This is a genomic window from Nonomuraea sp. NPDC049784 (assembly GCF_040659615.1).
In the GTDB taxonomy this organism is placed as follows: domain Bacteria; phylum Actinomycetota; class Actinomycetes; order Streptosporangiales; family Streptosporangiaceae; genus Nonomuraea.
The window spans coordinates 1-1,867 of the sequence record NZ_JBFAMX010001110.1 but is presented as its reverse complement, the minus strand read 5'-3'; the positions used below and the strand labels follow the sequence as shown (position 1 = coordinate 1,867).

The following is a 1,867-nucleotide window of genomic DNA, read 5'->3' as shown; positions in this document are numbered from 1 at the left end:
GCCCAGGACGAAGCCGGCCGGAAGGTCCAGGCCGCCGAGCTGGAGAAGACGCGAGCCGAGGAGAACGCGGCCGCCGCCCGCCGGGAGCTCGAACGCGCCGAGCAGGCGGCCGAGCGGGAACGGGACACTCTGCTCAAGGCGCACGCGGCCGAGGTCGCGGCGCTCACCCAGGCCAGCACCGCGCACGCGCAGCGCGCGGACGGACTCGTGCAGGAACTCGCCCGGTTGCGTGTGGAGGCGACGCCGTCCATGTGGTCCATGGCTCGCCCCCAGGTAGGGGTGCCCTTAAGAACTCTGCGATGAGCCGCCAAACCCGTCCTGAGCTGGTCCGGGCCTGCGGAGCGCCGGGACCAGCACCCGCAGCAACTTTGCGAGCCGGGCGCCTTCGTGAGCCGGACGGTGTGGTATGTGGCGGCAATCGCACCGCCGCGCGAACGGCGGCGATCCCGGCTGGACGCCGCAGCGGAGGCAGGGTGGCGCTCGATGTCTCCGAGTCGCTCAGCGAGGGGTCCTGAGTCCGTCACAGTGCCGCATCTCGCACAATGCAAGTCTCAGCAGCAGGGCAGGCCCGCTCTTGCGTGAGAACGACCTCTCAGCGCCCAGGTCTTGATGCTTCCCTGACGTCGCCTGCGGCCGGATCCGAGACGCGGAAGGTGCGCCGGTACGCCGATGGGGCGACCCCCGTCTCCGCTGCCAGGTGCCGCCGCAGCGAGGTGGCGGTGGCGAAGCCGACCTCGTGGGCGACCCGTTCCACCGGCAGGTCGCTGGACTCCAACAGGTGCCGCGCCCGCCTCAGCCGCTGCTGGGTCAGCCAGCGGCCGGGGCTCAGACCGGTCTCTTGCCGGAAGCGTCGGGCGAAGGTGCGGGTGCTCATCGCCGAGTACGTGACCGGTCCCACCCGCGCCTTCGTCGCCAAGCCCCCGGGATCGACCACATCCAGCCGGCCGCTCTGCCGCTGGCCGCGCTCACCGCCTGGCAGGCCCTCGTCGAGACCGCGGGCCTGCGGGCCGGGCAGCGTGTGCTGATCCACGCCGCGGCCGGCGGTGTCGGTCACCTCGCCGTACAGATCGCCAAGGAACGCCGGGCTCATGTCACCGCAAGACCGCCGGGCGCAAGGTCTTCGGCCTCGCCACCGCAGACGTCCGTCTCGCTTGACCTCTTGCGCGTCAGTCCGGCAGCCAGTGCAGCTCGTGCGCCAGGGTTTTGGCGACGGCACGGATGCGGCGGTGTAGTGGCGACTGCTCGCGTGGGAGGACCAGGTGGATCGTCAGGCTGGGCGCGCCCCGCAGCGGTCGCCAGGTGAGACCGGCCGGTGCTGCCGTGACCGCGGCTTCTCCGGCCGGGGCGAGGGTGACCCCGTCGCGCAGGTCGCGCTGAGACATGTCGAAAGAGACTGCGGGCGTGTGGAATCGGGGGTGTGGTCGGGTGTCTCGGAACAGTGCGGACAGCTGATCGTGGATCACGGGGTTGGCCGCACGGTCCGGGAGTCGCAGCGGATACGCGGCCGCGTCGGCGATCTCGATCTCCGGGTGTTCGGCCAGCGGATGGTGCTGCGCCAGCTGGACCCCGATGCGCGCACGCCGCAGCAGGAACCGGCGCACGCCACGGCCCGGCTGTTCACCGCGGGTGATCCCGGCATCGATGCGGCCGTCGGCGACCGCGGGGGAGATCTCCGGTGTCGCCATCGGGACCGCGCCGACCTCGAGTCCGCTGTTGCCGCGAATCAGCCTGTCCACCAGGGCCGGTGCCGTCTCGGCCCCGGCGCTGAGGCTGTATCCGATGCGCAGCGTGCCCAGTTCACCGGCCGCCGCGCTCCGGGCGGTGTCCCATGCCCGGTCCAGCGCCGCCAGCGCGGGCGCCGCGGACA

The 1,867-nt window shown here is 72.4% G+C and carries 1 protein-coding gene and 3 pseudogenes; 2 read left to right on the top strand and 2 right to left on the bottom strand.

The features are described from left to right. Positions 1–303: pseudogene (locus AB0J09_RS63790) on the top strand (hypothetical protein); the annotation flags it as partial. 289 nt (positions 304–592) lie between these two features. Here the strand turns inward: AB0J09_RS63790 and AB0J09_RS63785 are convergent. Beyond that, a pseudogene (locus AB0J09_RS63785) lies at positions 593–880 on the bottom strand (helix-turn-helix domain-containing protein); the annotation flags it as partial. On the opposite strand from AB0J09_RS63785, the pseudogene AB0J09_RS63780 reads away from it, so the two are divergent. Beyond that, positions 876–1,093, top strand: a pseudogene (locus AB0J09_RS63780) (NADP-dependent oxidoreductase); the annotation flags it as partial. The pseudogenes AB0J09_RS63785 and AB0J09_RS63780 sit on opposite strands and share 5 nt — an antisense overlap. A gap of 73 nt (positions 1,094–1,166) precedes the next feature. Here AB0J09_RS63780 and AB0J09_RS63775 read toward each other — a convergent pair. Further along, a partial coding sequence (locus AB0J09_RS63775) for a LysR family substrate-binding domain-containing protein (protein ID WP_360714120.1) occupies positions 1,167–1,867 on the bottom strand: 701 nt, incomplete at its 5' end.